General features: G+C 70.9%; 14 protein-coding genes and 3 tRNA genes. 3 read left to right on the top strand and 14 right to left on the bottom strand.

Translation table 11 applies throughout. The features are described from left to right. Positions 1–42: 42 nt before the first annotated feature. Both WYM_RS06015 and WYM_RS06010 read right to left on the bottom strand, forming a co-directional pair. Positions 43–116: transfer RNA gene (locus tag WYM_RS06015), tRNA-Glu, on the bottom strand. Between the two features lie 49 nt (positions 117–165). Next, positions 166–241: transfer RNA gene (locus WYM_RS06010), tRNA-Glu, on the bottom strand. 108 nt (positions 242–349) lie between these two features. On the opposite strand from WYM_RS06010, the gene WYM_RS06005 reads away from it, so the two are divergent. After that, positions 350–988 carry an MBL fold metallo-hydrolase gene (locus WYM_RS06005; RefSeq protein WP_019179927.1) on the top strand — a complete coding sequence of 213 codons (639 nt, stop codon included), beginning with the start codon at positions 350–352 and terminating at the stop codon, positions 986–988. A 70-nt stretch (positions 989–1058) separates the two neighbouring features. On the opposite strand, the gene WYM_RS06000 is transcribed toward WYM_RS06005, so the two are convergent. From WYM_RS06000 to WYM_RS05985, 4 genes are read right to left on the bottom strand one after another with little or no spacing between them, the layout of a single operon-like run. Further along, the gene (locus WYM_RS06000; protein ID WP_019179926.1) at positions 1059–1328 is read right to left on the bottom strand and encodes an HPr family phosphocarrier protein; all 270 of its coding nucleotides are present in this window, start codon (positions 1326–1328) and stop codon (positions 1059–1061) included. A gap of 46 nt (positions 1329–1374) precedes the next feature. Continuing rightward, positions 1375–3426 carry a PTS fructose transporter subunit IIABC gene (locus tag WYM_RS05995; protein ID WP_019179925.1) on the bottom strand — a complete coding sequence of 684 codons (2052 nt, stop codon included), beginning with the start codon at positions 3424–3426 and terminating at the stop codon, positions 1375–1377. Between the two features lie 35 nt (positions 3427–3461). After that, positions 3462–4403, bottom strand: coding sequence for a 1-phosphofructokinase family hexose kinase (locus tag WYM_RS05990; RefSeq protein ID WP_026059597.1), 942 nt, complete (start codon positions 4401–4403; stop codon positions 3462–3464). Next, a complete protein-coding gene (locus WYM_RS05985; RefSeq protein WP_026059596.1) occupies positions 4400–5179 on the bottom strand; it encodes a DeoR/GlpR family DNA-binding transcription regulator in 780 nt (259 codons plus the stop codon). Before WYM_RS05985 ends, WYM_RS05990 begins: the two co-directional genes overlap by 4 nt. Positions 5180–5282: 103 nt before the next feature. Between WYM_RS05985 and WYM_RS05980 the strand changes: the two genes are divergently transcribed. After that, a complete protein-coding gene (locus WYM_RS05980; RefSeq protein WP_019179922.1) occupies positions 5283–6209 on the top strand; it encodes a phosphotransferase in 927 nt (308 codons plus the stop codon). A gap of 70 nt (positions 6210–6279) precedes the next feature. Here WYM_RS05980 and WYM_RS05975 read toward each other — a convergent pair. From WYM_RS05975 to WYM_RS05965, 3 genes are all read right to left on the bottom strand, one after another. Beyond that, positions 6280–6354: transfer RNA gene (locus WYM_RS05975), tRNA-Gln, on the bottom strand. A 69-nt stretch (positions 6355–6423) separates the two neighbouring features. After that, positions 6424–7953: a glutamate--tRNA ligase gene (gltX, locus tag WYM_RS05970; RefSeq protein ID WP_019179921.1), complete on the bottom strand. Its 1530-nt coding sequence runs from the start codon at positions 7951–7953 to the stop codon at positions 6424–6426. A gap of 10 nt (positions 7954–7963) precedes the next feature. Beyond that, complete coding sequence (locus WYM_RS05965) at positions 7964–8908, bottom strand: LysR family transcriptional regulator (RefSeq protein WP_026059595.1); 945 nt, start codon at positions 8906–8908, stop codon at positions 7964–7966. 81 nt (positions 8909–8989) lie between these two features. Here WYM_RS05965 and WYM_RS05960 point away from each other — a divergent pair, with 81 nt between their 5' ends. After that, positions 8990–10060, top strand: coding sequence for an aminotransferase class V-fold PLP-dependent enzyme (locus WYM_RS05960; protein ID WP_020424291.1), 1071 nt, complete (start codon positions 8990–8992; stop codon positions 10058–10060). Between the two features lie 21 nt (positions 10061–10081). Here the strand turns inward: WYM_RS05960 and WYM_RS22475 are convergent, their stop codons facing one another. The 5 genes from WYM_RS22475 to WYM_RS05940 all read right to left on the bottom strand — a co-directional run bounded on the left by WYM_RS22475 (position 10082) and on the right by WYM_RS05940 (position 14376). After that, a complete protein-coding gene (locus WYM_RS22475) occupies positions 10082–10246 on the bottom strand; it encodes a hypothetical protein (RefSeq protein ID WP_019179919.1) in 165 nt (54 codons plus the stop codon). 40 nt (positions 10247–10286) lie between these two features. Continuing rightward, on the bottom strand, positions 10287–11357 hold the full coding sequence (locus tag WYM_RS19385) for an MFS transporter (protein ID WP_337479244.1): 1071 nt from the start codon (positions 11355–11357) through the stop codon (positions 10287–10289). A 19-nt stretch (positions 11358–11376) separates the two neighbouring features. Beyond that, positions 11377–12144 carry a fumarylacetoacetate hydrolase family protein gene (locus tag WYM_RS05950; protein ID WP_019179918.1) on the bottom strand — a complete coding sequence of 256 codons (768 nt, stop codon included), beginning with the start codon at positions 12142–12144 and terminating at the stop codon, positions 11377–11379. A gap of 9 nt (positions 12145–12153) precedes the next feature. Continuing rightward, positions 12154–13260: a branched-chain amino acid aminotransferase gene (locus WYM_RS05945; protein WP_019179917.1), complete on the bottom strand. Its 1107-nt coding sequence runs from the start codon at positions 13258–13260 to the stop codon at positions 12154–12156. Positions 13261–13323: 63 nt separating this feature from the next. Beyond that, the gene (locus WYM_RS05940; RefSeq protein ID WP_019179916.1) at positions 13324–14376 is read right to left on the bottom strand and encodes a 3-isopropylmalate dehydrogenase; all 1053 of its coding nucleotides are present in this window, start codon (positions 14374–14376) and stop codon (positions 13324–13326) included. Positions 14377–14382 lie beyond the last annotated feature (6 nt).

Here is a 14382-nt window from a genome sequence, read left to right as displayed (position 1 = left end):
AAAGCGCCCCGCTCGTGACCGAGCGGGGCGCTTTCGCGTTCGTGACCCCCAGCGGGATTCGAACCCGCGTTACCGCCGTGAGAGGGCGGCGTACTAGGCCGCTATACGATGGGGCCGCACGATGCCGCCGGCTCTGCCGACGGCGGTGGTGTTGCATTGCCTGACTGGTGACCCCAGCGGGATTCGAACCCGCGTTACCGCCGTGAGAGGGCGGCGTACTAGGCCGCTATACGATGGGGCCGTTCAGGCAACCGTTCGATTATGCCACGTTGCTCATGCCCGCTCCAAATCGCGGCGCACCCGGGGCGGCGCGCTTGCCGGTTGACGAGGTGGAGGGTTGACTCGGCCTATGCGAGTCACCAAGTTCGAGCACGCCGCCCTCACCCTGGTCAACGCCGGCAAGACGATCGTGATCGATCCCGGGGCGTTCACAGCCCCGCTCGGCGTGCTCGACCAGGTGGTGGCCGTCGTCGTCACGCATGAGCATCCGGATCACTGGACGCCGGACCACCTGGACCGGCTGCTCCACGCCTATCCGGGGATTCCGATCTTCGGACCGGAGGGCGTCGCGAAGGCAGCAGCCGGCTATGACGTCACCGTGGTCAGGCCGGGCGAGACGGTGACGGTCGAGCCGTTCCGCCTCGAGTTCTTCGGCGGCCGGCACGCGGTGATTCACGAGTCGATCCCGGTGGTCGACAACGTCGGGGTGCTTGTCGACGGCGCGTTCTACTACCCGGGCGACTCGTACGCGGTTCCGACGGGGCGGACGATCGAACTGCTCGCGGCTCCGATCGGGGCGCCGTGGCTGAAGATCGGCGAGGCGATGGACTTCGTCCTCGCCGTCGCGCCGCGGCGCGCGTTCGGCACCCACGACATGACCTTGTCCGTCGTCGGTCGCGACATGGGCCGAGCGCGGCTCCGCTGGGCGACCGAGCAGGGCGGCGGAGAGTTCCTCGTCCTGGATCCGGGGGACGCCGCCGACATCTAGAGAGCACGAACGACGGATGCCGCAGCGGCTTCGATCCGCGGCATCCGCCGTCTCGTCTCTGCGCCCAGCGCTACTCGGCGTCGAGGTCCGTCTCGAGGAGCTTCACGAGCTGGTCGAGCGCATCGTCGGCGCCGTCGCCTTCGGCTTTGAGTGTCACGACCGTACCATGCGAGGCCCCGAGGCCCATCAGGGACAGGATGCTGCCCGCATTGAGGTCCGGTCCCCCTTCCACGGCGATCGTGACCGGGACGGCCTGTTCCTGCACTGCCTGCACGAACAGCTTGGCGGGGCGGGCGTGCAGCCCGGAGCTGCTGGCGATGGTGGCCTGACGTTGTGCCATGTTCTCTCTCCTCGTTGACGGGTTCTTGCCGTATTGGTGGGCGGTCTCAGGCGGCGACGACGAGATCGGCCTCGGCCTGCTCGAGCTCCTTGCGGCCGACCCATTTCTTCAGGGCCACGACAGCGAGCGCGGACACGACGGTACCGACCGCCAGCGCGATGAGGAAGCCCCAGATGGGGTCGATCGCGAAGAAGACGAAGATTCCGCCGTGCGGAGCGAGCGATTGCACGCCGAAGGCCATCGAGAGCGCACCCGTCACCGCGCCGCCGAGCATCGACGCGGGGATGACCCGGAGCGGGTCGGCGGCCGCGAACGGGATCGCGCCCTCACTGATGAACGCCGCGCCCAGGAGCCAGGCGGCCTTGCCGTTCTCGCGCTCGACCGGCGGGAAGAGCGGCCGGGCGAGCACCGTCGAGGCCAGGGCCATCGCTAGGGGCGGAACCATGCCCGCGGTCATCACCGCGGCCATGATCAGGTACGGCGTGGGGTTGTCCGTCGAGGCGGCGGCCAGTCCCGCAGTCGCGAATGCGTACGCCACCTTGTTCACGGGACCACCGAGGTCGAAGCACATCATCAGTCCGAGGATCACTCCGACGACGATGATCCCCGACGTACCGGCCAGGTCGGTGAGCCACGTGTTGAGACCTTCCATGAGCGTGGCGATCGGACGCCCGAGGAAGAGGACCATGAGCCCCGACGCCGCGATGGACGCCAGCAGCGGGATGATGGCGACGGGCATCAGTCCCCGCAGCCAGCGCGGCACGGCGAGCCGTCCGAGCCACCAGGCCACGAATCCGGCGAGGAGACCGCCGATCATCCCGCCGATGAATCCGGCGTTCATGAGAACGGCGACGGCGCCCGCGACGAATCCCGGCGCGATGCCCGGCCGGTCGGCGATCGCGAACGCGATATAGCCCGCGAGGGCAGGCACGAGGAAGCCCATCGAGGTCGCGCCGATCATGAACGCGACGGAGCCGAGGTACAGGCCCAGTGGACCGAGGAAGAGGTCCTCGCCGCCTTCGGGCAGGTTCCACAGGGCATTCTGCGTGATGATCGTGGCCGCGTCGTCGCTGACGTCGTAGCCGCCGAGGAGGAACCCGAGCGCGATCAGCAGGCCGCCGCCGGCGACGAAGGGGATCATGTAGCTGACGCCGGTGAGCAGGATGCGCTGGATGCGCGCGGGCCACGACAGCTTCTCGGAGGGCGCCGTCGCCACCGCCGAGGCGTCGCCGCCGACTCTCGTCGCCGTCGGGTCGCCGGCCGCGGCGATCGCTTCGGAGAGGAGCTGGTCGGGCTGCTCGATGCCGCGCTTCACGCCCGAGCGAACGACCGGCTTTCCGGCGAAGCGCTGCGGCTCGCGAACGTCGACGTCGGTGGCGAAGATGACCGCGTCCGCGCCCTGGATGATCTCGGCGGGCAGGGCCTGATAACCGCTGGATCCCTGCGGCTCGACGACGAGATCGATCCCGGCCCTCTTGCCGGCGGCCGCCAGCGCGTCGGCGGCCATGAAGGTGTGTGCGATGCCCGTCGCGCACGCCGTCACCGCGACGATGCGGGCGGGACGTCCGTCGATGGCGACAGCGGAGGCTGCGGCGGGCGCCGCGGCGGCGGCCGGGGACGGCACGGCAACGGGAGCCCCCGGTTCGGCCTCGCCGATCGCCTCCCGCACGATCGCCACCACCTCGTCGTCGGTGCTGGCGCCTCGAAGGCCCGCGGTGAAGTCCGCCTGCATCAGGCTGCGCGCGAGCTTGGACAGGACGGCCAGGTGCGCCTCGGCGGCGTCGGCGGGTGCGGCGATGAGGAACACCAGGTCGGCGGCGCCGTCGGGCGCCCCGAAGTCGACGCCGGGGCTCAGGCGGGCGAAGGCGAGCGACGGCGTGGTGACCGCGGCGCTCTTCGCATGGGGAATCGCGATGCCGCCGGGCAGGCCGGTCTCGTCCTTCTGCTCGCGGGCCCAGGCGTCTTCGAAGAGCGCTGTGGCGTCGCTCGCGCGGCCCTGCGAGGCGACACGCTCGGCGAGAGCGCGGATGACGGCGGACTTGTCGTCGCCGAGCCCGGCGTCGAGACTGACCAGGCCCGGGGTGATGGTGTCGGACACGGTGACCTCCTGCGGTCGTAGGGGATGCGGGGGTTTCAGGTCAGCGGGGTGACGACGACGTCGCCCGCGGGGAGATCTGCGGGGGCCGGCGCCTGCGTGCCGGGAAGGGATGCCGCGGCAGCCCCGTAGCGGACGGCCGAGCGGAGCCGGTCTTCGGGTCCCGCTCCACGGGACTCGGCGATGACGTAGCCGGCGAGCGAGCTGTCGCCCGCCCCGACCGTGCTGACGAGGCGGATCGGGGGTGGAGTCGCCGCCCAGGCGCCGTCGGCCTCGACCAGGAGCGCGCCGCGGGCGCCGAGGGTGACGAGGGCCGCACCGACCCGCGCCGGGACGAGGGCGCGGGCGATGTCGAGGATCTCGCGCACGCTGCGATCGCCGAGAGCGACTCCGGCGAGCTCGGAGAGCTCGTCGTCGTTCGGCTTGATGAGGTCGGGAGCACCGCGGTGCACGACGGCTCGCAGAGCGGGCCCGGAGGTGTCGACGGCGATGCGGGGGGCGGCCGCCCCGTGCGCGCTGCGGACGGCGCTGCTCACGCGGACGTAGAAGTCGTCGGGCGCCCCGGGCGGGAGCGATCCGGCGAGCACGAGCCAGCGTGCGCCCTCGGATGCCGCCACGGCCGCGTCGACCACGCGCGCCGCTTCCTGCGGCGTCAGCTGCGCCCCGGGGAGGTTGAGCTTGGTGGTGGTCCCCGCCTCGTCGGTGATCGTGATGTTCGCGCGCACGAGGCCCTGCACCGGAACCGTGCGGGAGGGCAGCGCGGCCGACGCGAGGGCGCCGGCGAACGGGTCGTCTCCTGCGAGCGGCAGCACGGCGAGGCACGCCTCCCCCGCAGCGACGACCGCGCGGGCGACGTTGATGCCCTTCCCGCCCGCGTCTTCACGGGACGAGGTGGCCCCCTGGACCTCGCCTACGCGCAGCGGCGCGGCGAGCCTGACCGATCGGTCCAGCGATGGATTCGCGGTGAGTGTGACGATCATGCGACCCACACCTCCACGTCGGACTCATCGAGCGCGAAGGCGAGCTCGGGCTCGGGCTCGGCATCCGTGACGAGGACGTCGATGTCACGAAGCTCCGCGAACCCCACGAGCAGCTCCGATCCGAGCTTCTCGGCGTCCGCGACGACGACCACGCGACGCGACGCCTGCACGATCGCTCGCTTGACGGCCGCTTCGTCGGGGTCAGGGGTGCTGAGACCGAACCCGGCTGAAACGCCGTTGGTCCCCACGAAGGCGACGTCGGGGCGAAGGCTCTCGATCGCTCGGACGGTGTCGGCGCCGACGGCTGCGGCAGTGAGCCCTCGGACACGGCCGCCGATCAGCGTGAGCGAGGCACCCGGCACGCCCGACAGCACGTGCCCGAGCGTCAGCGAGTGCGTGACGATCTCTATGCCGGACGTCGCCAGGTGGGGGCTCAGAGCGGCAGCCACCGCGCCGGTCGTCGTGCCCGCGTCGAGGAACACCGATCCCTGGAAGCCGTCACCGAGCGCATCGAGTGCACGGCGGCCGATGGCCGCCTTGGCGGCACCATGATGCTGCAGCCGCTCGCCGAGGGACGGCTCGCGCGTGCTCGCCCGGTCGCGCGGAACCGCGCCGCCATGGACGCGGCGCAGGGTTCCAGCGGACTCGAGACGAGCCAGGTCGCGGCGGATCGTCTCGGTCGTCACAGCGAAGCGGTCGGCCAGGTCGATGACGCTCACGCGTCCGCCCTCGGCGAGAAGGCGCTCGATCTGCTCGTGGCGCTCCGTTGCGTACACCGTTCCCACCCTTCGTCGGATTCCCACACATTACAACACATTCCCACATTTACCAACAGGGGCCCGGAAGAGACGGTCGCCCTTGCGCCAGTAGGGTCGAACGATGCCCGACAAGCCCGCCGCAGAGTTTCCGATCGACGAGTCCCTCGTCCGGGCCCTCATCACGGCCCATGCCGCCGAGCTCCCGCAGGGCGCCGCGACGCTCGTTCTGGAGAAGGCAGCGGAGGGATGGGACAACGAACTGTGGCGGCTGGGGCGCGATCTCGCCGTCCGGCTCCCCCGCCGCGAGCTCGCGGTCGCGCTCGTCGTCAACGAGCAGCGGGTGCTGCCGGGGATCGCGGAGCGGATCGCCTCGACCGGCGTGCTCGTCCCCGCGCCGCTGCTGGCCGGCGCCCCGAGCGCGCAGTTCCCGTGGCCGTGGTCGGTCGTGCCCTGGATGGAGGGGGTGCCCGGCCTCGACGTCCCCCGCGCGCACCGTGCGGAGTGGGCCGAGACCCTCGCGGCCGCGCTCGGCGCGCTTCACCTTCCGGCTCCCGCCGATCACCCCGTCAATCCCGTTCGCGGCCGCGCCCTGGCCACGCGCGACAAGGTGTTCGGAGAGCGGCTCGACGGACTGCGGCGGGCCGCTCTCGTTGACGCCGCGACAGCGAGGGTGCTGGCGCAGATCTGGAGCCGCGGCGTGACGGCCCCCGCATGGCAGGACGCGGCGGTGTGGATCCACGGCGATCTGCATCCAGGAAACCTGGTCGCTCACGACGGTGCGCTGCGCGCGATCATCGACTTCGGCGACGTCACGGCGGGCGATCCCGCCTACGACCTCGCCGTCGCCTGGCTCGCGTTCGACGAGTCGGGGCGGCAGCGATTCCGCACGGCGACCGGCACGCGGTACGACGCCGACAGCTGGACCCGGGCGCACGCCTGGGCCGCCGCCGTCGCCGTGCTGCTCCTGGTGCACAGCGACGACGCCCCCGTCTACGGTCGGCTCGCACGGGAAGCAGTGGCGGAGATCGTCGGCGAGGGCGACGGCTAAGGCGAGGGCTACGCCGTCGGCCGCAGGCCGGTGGAAACAGAAAACCCCCGCCAAGCGGGGGTTTTCTCTGTGGCTGGGGTACCTGGACTCGAACCAAGAACAACGGTACCAGAAACCGCCGTGTTGCCAATTACACCATACCCCAAGGCTGTCAGCCGAAGCCGTGCCGAGGATCAAGTCTACGCGACTCCGGCACCTGCTCCAAACCGAGACGTCAGCCGCGCGCGTCGACGAGCGCACCGAGGCGACGGAGCGTCTCGGGCTTGCCGAGCAGCTCCATCGATTCGAAGAGCGGGGGCGACACCCGGCGTCCGCTCAGCGCGACCCGAAGCGGTCCGTAGGCCACGCGGGGCTTGAGTCCGAGACCGCCATCCTCGACCGGCGTGATGAGGGCGCCGGCCAGCGCCTCCTGAACGGCGGCAGCGGTGAACTCCGAGTCCGGGACGAGTTCGAGGGCCCCGGCCGAGGCGACGAGCACCTCGCCGGCGTTGGCGGGCAGGGAACCGAGCGCGTCGTCCTGATACTCCACCGCGTCGGTGAAGAGGAAGCTCAGCAGTCCTGGTGCGTCGCCCAGCAGCTGCATGCGCTCCTGTACGAGCGGAGCGGCCGCGGCGAGGGTCGCCGACTGCGTGGGCGTCGGCGGAGCGGCGACCACGCCGGCGGCGGCGAGGTAGGGAACGAGTCGCGCGGCGAAGTCGGTCGGCTCCAGCATCCGGATGTGGTCGCCGTTGATGGACTCGGCCTTCTTCTGGTCGAAGCGCGCGGGATTGGGATTGACGTCGGCGATGTCGAACGCCGCGACCAGTTCGTCGAGGGTGAACACATCGCGATCCGGCCCGATGGACCAGCCGAGCAGCGCCAGGTAGTTCAGCAGGCCTTCGTGGATGAAGCCCTTCTCGCGCTGGAGGAAGAGGTCCGCCTTGGGATCGCGCTTGGAGAGTTTCTTGTTGCCCTCCTCCCCCAGCACGAGCGGCATGTGGGCGAAGCGCGGGATGAACGTCGTGACACCCGCGTCGACGAGAGCGCGGTACAGCGCGAGCTGGCGCGCGGTGGACGGCATCAGGTCCTCACCGCGGATGACGTGGGTGATCCCCATGAGCGCGTCGTCGACAGGGTTCACGAACGGGTACAGCGGAACGCCGCCGGCGCGCACCAGAACGAAGTCGGGGAACGACCCGGCCGGAAAGGTGACCTCGCCGCGGATGAGGTCGACGTAGGTGAGGTCCTCGTCGGGCACCCGCAGGCGCCACGCCGGCTCCCGGCCTTCCGCGCGGAACGCGGCTTTCTGCTCGTCCGTCAGGTCGCGGTCGAAATTGTCGTAGCCGAGCTGCTTGGCGCGCCCGTTCGCCTCGTTGCGCGCATCGATCTCCTCCGGGGTGGAGTAGCTCTCGTACACCGCGCCCGCCTCGATCAGCCGGCCGAGGACCTCGCGATAGAGATCATGGCGCTCGGACTGCCGGTAGGGGGCATGCGGGCCGCCCACCTCGACGCCCTCGTCCCAGTCGATCTCGAGCCACCGCAGCGCCTCCAGCAGCTGCAGGTAGCTCTCCTCGCTGTCGCGCGCCGCGTCGGTGTCTTCGATGCGGAAGACCAGCTTGCCGCCCTGGTTGCGGGCGTACGCCCAGTTGAAGAGCACCGTTCGGATCAGTCCGACGTGCGGGAGTCCGGTGGGCGAGGGGCAGAACCGCACGCGCACGTCGGCGCCGGTCGCGGTCGTGGTGCGGGGATCAGGCGAAGAAGGCATCGCCCCGAGTTTAGTTCGCGGGGACGGGGCCGACGAGCCGGGCAAGGGCCGTCAGCGTGGCGCGCACCGCCGGGACCCGATCGGCACCGCGTGCGGTGACGGCGTGGATCGTGCGCTCCTCCCCCGGCGGCAGGGGAACGACCGCGATGCCCGGCAGTGGCGGAAACGACTCCACCGCCATGCGCGGCAGCACCGCCACCCCGATACCCTGAGCCACCAGTCCCTCCACGGCCACGACGTTGTCGGTCTCGAACGCGATGTGCGGCGCGAAGCCGGCCCGTCCGCACAGCTCCAGCAGATGCCCACGGCAGCGCGGGCAGCCGGCGATCCAGTCGTCCCCGGCCAAGGCCCCGACATCGACGGAGCCCGAGTCCGACGCCGGATGGGCGGCCGGGAGCACCGCGAGCAGATCGTCGGTCCCCAGCGCGCGGACCGCGAGTCCCCGGGCACTGGAGCCGTGGGGGTCCTCGCGGTCACCCGGATAGCTGAAGGTGAGGGCGATGTCGGTTCGGTCCTCCCGCACGGCCTGCACGGCCTCCGGCGGCTCCGCCTCGACGTAGGTCAGGGAGATCCCCGGATGCCGCAGGGCCAGGTCGGCGAGCAGCCGAGGCACGACGGTGGGCGAAGCGGAGGGGAAGCCCGCGAGGCGCACCTTGGCGGAACGCAGGCCCCGGAGCTCGGCGAGCTCGCCGGCTGCGGCGTCGAGCGCCGTCGTCACCGCTGCGGCATGGTGCGCCAGCACCCGGCCCGCCTCCGTGACGCGCACGCCGCGACCCACGCGCTCCACGAGGGCGACGCCGAGTCGCTCTTCCAGCCGCCGCAGCTGCTGGCTCACCGCGGGCTGGCTGAAGCCGAGCTGTGCCGCCGCAGCCGTGATCGAGCCGGTGTCGGCCACCGCCTTCACCACTCTGAGCTCTCGGGCATCGAATCCCGGATCGTCGAGGCGGTCGGTCATGATCGAATCATAAGCGGCCGGCATGAGAATCATGAGACACCTGCTGTAGACGTGCGATGTGGAAGCGAGGACGCTGGACCCATGTCATCCCTCGCCTCGGTTCCGCTCTCGATCTCGGACGCCCGTGCCGCCTTCGCCGGCGGACGCGGCTACCTCGCGGCCTGCACGGTCGGCCTGCCGCCGCGAGCGACCGTCCGAGCGGTCACCGCCGACGTCGAGGCTGCGGCCGGCGGAGTCCCGGACCTCACCGCGTACTCGGCCGCGGTCGAGCAGACGCGGGCGCTGTTCGCGGAACTCGTGCACATCGCACCCGGCCGCGTCGCGATCGGATCGCAGGCGTCGGTGTCGGCGGCGCTCGTCGCCGGAGCACTGCCGGACGGATCGGAGGTGCTGGTCCCCGAGGGAGAGTTCTCATCGATCGTGCTGCCCTTCGTCCACGCCGGGCGCGGCATCCGTGTGCGCACCGCTCCTCTCGCCGACCTCGCGGACCATGTGAGCAACGAGACCCGCCTGATCGCGTTCTCCGTGGTGCAGTCCGCGACCGGCGACGTGGCCGACGCGGATGCGATCGTCGCCGCCGCCGAACGGCACGGCGCGCTCACCCTCTGCGACGCGACCCAGGCCGTCGGCTGGCTGCCGGTGCAGGCCTCACGCTTCGACGCGGTGATCTGCCACGCGTACAAGTGGCTTTGCGCGCCGCGCGGAGTGTCGTTCCTGACGGTCTCGGACCGCCTTCTGCGCGAGATGCCAGCACGGCTGGCGGGCTGGTACGCCGGCGAGGATCCGTGGGCGTCGTGCTACGGCGGGGACGGTCGCCTGGCAGGCGATGCCCGGCGCTTCGATGTGTCGCCGGCCTGGCAGGCCTTCGTCGGCGCGGCGCCGGCGCTGGAGCTGTTCGCCTCGCTGGACCCCGACGCTCTGCGAGCCCACGCGACCGGCCTCGCCGCCGCCTTCCGCTCCGGAGCGCGAATCGCCGAACCCGTCAGAGCATCCGCGATCGTCACCTGGACCGACCCGGGAGGCGCGGACCTGGCGCGTCTGACGAGCGCCGGCATGGTCGCATCCGGTCGCGCCGGTCGGGCGCGCGTGGCGTTCCACGTCTTCAACGACGAGAGCGACGTCGACTCGGCCCTCGCAGCGCTCGGGCGCTGAGCGCGCCGCGGCGCCGCGGCCTCAGTCGTCGACGCCGACCGGCGCCGCGTCGCGGCGACGCCCGAGCGGAGAGAATGCGACGGTCGCGACCACCAGGATGCCGACGACGAGGGCGAGGCCGCCGTAACCGATCCACGACAGCACGATCCCCGAACCGATCGCTCCGGCAGCGCCGACCAGGCTCATGATGAGATCGCTTCGTCCCTGCCGTCGTGTGCGGAGCTCCTCAGAGGACGCCTCTGTGAGGAGTGCCGAGCCCGCGACCGTCGAAGCGCTCCACCCGAGACCCAGGAGCACGAGCGCGACAGTGACCGCCAGAGTGGAGTCCTGACCAGGACGCCGTCACGAGGGCGGCGGTGAGCAGCGCCTGACCGATGAGGATGGTCGGAACACGACCGACACGGTCGGCGAGGATGCCGAAGACGGGCGACAGCGCGAACATCCCGGCGATGTGCAGACTGATGGTCGTGCCGATCACCGAGAGCGATCCGGCATCGTCACCGCCGAGCATGTGGAGCAGGTGAACCGGGGTCATCGCCATGACCGACACCATCGTGCCGTGGGCAGCCGCCACGGCGAAGATCGCGAAACGTGCCACCACACGATCGTCGGGCTTGGCGATGCGCGAGCCGATCGTGCCCGCGTCACGGGCCACCAGCTGCTGCGCGAGGCGCAGCGGGTCGGGACGCAGCGCGACGAGGTAGAGCGCGATCCCGAGCATCTGGGCGACGACCGTGAACACGTACGGGCCGGTCAGCGGCGGCATGCCGAACATGCCGCCGAGGGCTTCGCCGGGACCGGTCAGGTTCGGGCCGAGCACGGCGCCGATCGTCGTCGCCCACACGACGAGCGACAGGTCGCGCCCCCGTGTGGCGTCGGTGGCGAGATCGGCTGCGGCGAAGCGGGTCTGCAGATTGACGGCCTGGCCCGCGCCCACCAGTCCGAACGCGATGAGCAGCAACGGGAACGAGACGAGCGCCGCGCTGACGACGACGAGCCCCACACCGACCAGCGCGATCGCCATTCCCAGCGCCAGCGACGGCCGCCGGCCGCGCCGCCGCGCGAGCGCCGCGAACGGCACCGCCAGCGCCGCCGTTCCCAGCGTGACCGCGGCGGCCGCGAGACCCGAGAAAGCCTCGTCCCCGGATAGGCGCGCGGCCAGCACCGCGCCGAGCGAGACGGTGGCGCCGAAGGCCAGGCCGCCGAGGACCTGGCCCAGCGCGAGGACCCACACCGTCCGTCGCTGGATCACAGCGACGTCGGCGAGCGTCAGGTCCGCGGCATCCGTCTCGCCCATCGGAGCGGATCCCACCGACTCAGACGTCTCGGGCCGTGTTGCGCAGGATGCCGAGGCCGGTGACCTCGACCTCGACGACATCGCCGGCCACGATCTGGCCGACCCCTGCCGGGGTTCCGGTCAGGATCACGTCGCCGGGCAGCAGGGTGAACGCCGCCGAGGCGTAGGCGATGACGTCGGCGAGGGAGAAGATCATGTCGCTGATCGGACCCTGCTGACGCACTTCGCCGTTCAGCCGAGTCGTCAGAACGGCGTCGCCGCTCGGATCGAAGTCGGTCTCGATCGCCGGGCCCAGCGGGCATGATGAGTCGAACCCCTTGGCCCGCGCCCACTGTCCGTCGGACTTCTGCCAGTCCCGGGCGGTGAGATCGTTGGCGATCGTGTAGCCGAACACGTAGTCCAGCGCGCTCTCGGCCTGCACGTTCTTGGCGATTCGGCCGATGACGGCCGCCAGTTCGCCCTCGAAGCTGATGAACTCCGAGCCGCGGGGCAGCGTGACCGCGTCGCCGGGCCCGACCACCGCCGTGTTGGGCTTGAAGAAGAGCATCGGCGCCGTCGGCACGTCGTTGCCGAGCTCGGCTGCGTGATCGCGGTAGTTGCGCCCCACGCAGACGACCTTCGAGCGCGGGATGACGGGCGCCAGGAGCGCCGCGTCCGAAAGCGGCACCCGCTCCCCCGTCGTCTCGTACCCGGCGAACATCGGGTCGCCCGCGAGGACGACCAGCTCGCCCTCGTCGACGATCCCGAATCTGATGGCGTCGTTGTGACTGAAGCGCGCGATCCTCACCCGACGACCCTATCCGTCGAGACGGACGAGCCAGCCGTGCTTGTCTTCGCGGCGGCCGTACTGGATGTCGGTGAGCTCTTCCCGCAGCGACAGCGCGAGCTCGCCGATGGGCTGCTCGTCGACGAAGTCCTTGCCCTTCAGCATGCCGATCGGCGTGACCACCGCGGCCGTGCCGCAGGCGAACACCTCTACGATGTCACCGGACGCCACTCCCTGGCGCCACTCGTCGAACGACACCGCGCGTCCTTGGATCTTGTGACCGCGGTCGGCGGCGAGCTGCAGGATCGAATCCCGCGTGATGCCCTCGAGGATGGAGTCGGACTGCGGCGTTACCAGCGTGCCGTCCTTGTAGACGAACACCACGTTCATGCCGCCGAGCTCCTCGACGTTGCGGTCCTGATCGAGGAAGACCACCTGGTCGCACTCGTTCTCGTAGGCCTCGGACTGCGGCAGCAGGCTCGCGGCGTAGTTCCCGCCGGTCTTGGCCGCCCCCGTGCCGCCCTTGCCGGCCCGGGCGTAGTCCTCGCTGAGCCAGATCGACACCGGCTGCACGCCGCCCTTGAAGTAGGCGCCCGCGGGCGAGGCGATGACGTAGTACCCGACCTTGTGCGCCGGACGCACGCCCAGGAACGCCTCTTTCGCGAACATGAACGGGCGCAGGTACAGGCTCTGGTCGGCGCCGGCGGGCACCCAGTCGCCGTCCACCGCGATCAGCTCTCGCAGGGACTGGATGAAGTACGACACCGGGAGCTCCGGCAGCGCCAGGCGGCGCGCGGAGCGCTGCAGACGTCGGCCGTTCTGGTCGGGCCGGAAGGTGTGGATCGACCCGTCAGCGTGGCGGTAGGCCTTGATGCCCTCGAAGATCTCCTGGCCGTAGTGAAGCACCGCGGCCGCCGGGTCGAGCGAGAGCGGACCGTACGGCTGAACACGTGGACGGTGCCAGCCGCCGCCGACGGACCAGCAGATATCGACCATGTGGTCGGTGAAGCTCGTGCCGAAGCCGGGGTTGGCGAGGATCTCTTCGCGCTGCTGTGCGCTCTTCGCCTGCAGGTTGCGATTGACGGTGAACTCGAGCGGGGCGAGTCCGGTGTCGGGGTCGGAGTCGATGAGGGTCATGACGAGCCTGTACTTTCGTGCGGATCGCATCCGCGGGTCGGTGGCGGCGCTGCTCGGTCCAGGTTACGCCTGGAGGCGGGCGACGATGGCGTCGCCGATCTGCGCCGTGGTGCGGACGGAGGAGTCCCGGCCGGCGAGATCCTCTTCGACAGCGGTGGTGACGCGCTGCGCTTCGCTCTGGAGCCCGAGGTGATCGAGCAGGAGTGCGACGGAGAGGATGGCGGCCGTGGGATCGGCCTTCTGCTGGCCCGCGATGTCGGGCGCCGAACCGTGGACGGGCTCGAACATCGAGGGGAACGCGCCGTCGGGATTGATGTTGCCCGAGGCGGCGAGGCCGATGCCACCGGTGACGGCTCCGGCCAGGTCCGTGAGGATGTCCCCGAAGAGGTTGTCGGTGACGATCACGTCGAATCGGCCGGGGTTCGTGACCAGGTAGATGGTGGCCGCATCGACGTGGACGTAGTCTACGGCCACGGCGGGATGCTCGCGCGCGACCTCATCGACGAGTCGCTTCCAAATCCCGCCGGCGTGCACCAGCACGTTGGTCTTGTGCACCAGCGTCAGCCGCTTCGAGCGGCGTTCCGCGAGGTCGAACGCGTAGCGGACCACCCGCTCGACCCCGAACGCCGTGTTGACCGATGTCTCGTTGGCGACCTCGTGCGGAGTGCCGGTTCGGATCGACCCGCCGTTGCCGACATACGGTCCCTCGGTGCCCTCGCGCACCACGACGAAGTCGATGTCGCCGGGCCGGGCCAGCGGGCCCGGCACTCCGGGGTACAGCTTCGAGGGGCGCAGATTGACGTAGTGGTCGAGCTCGAACCGCAGCCGCAGAAGCAGGCCGCGCTCGATGTTGGCGTTCTTCAGCCGGGGGTCGCCCGGCACGCCGCCGACGGCGCCGAGCAGGATCGCATCGTGCTCGGAGATCGCTGCGAGGTCGGCGTCCGTGAGCGTCTGCCCGGTCTCGAGGAAGCGCGTGGCACCCAGCGAGAAGCGCGTCTTCTCGAAGCGGATGCCGGTGCCGGCGGTGGCCGCATCGAGCGCCTTCTCGGCCTCGGCGATGACCTCAGGACCGATGCCGTCTCCGGGGATGACGGCGAGTTTCACGACACGCGACATGGTGCT

Origin of the sequence: Microbacterium yannicii PS01 (genome assembly GCF_000304335.1) — a bacterium.
GTDB classification, from domain to species: Bacteria; Actinomycetota; Actinomycetes; order Actinomycetales; family Microbacteriaceae; genus Microbacterium; species Microbacterium yannicii_A.
Note: the sequence above shows the minus strand (reverse complement) of the source record. Positions and strands in the feature narration are given on the sequence as shown.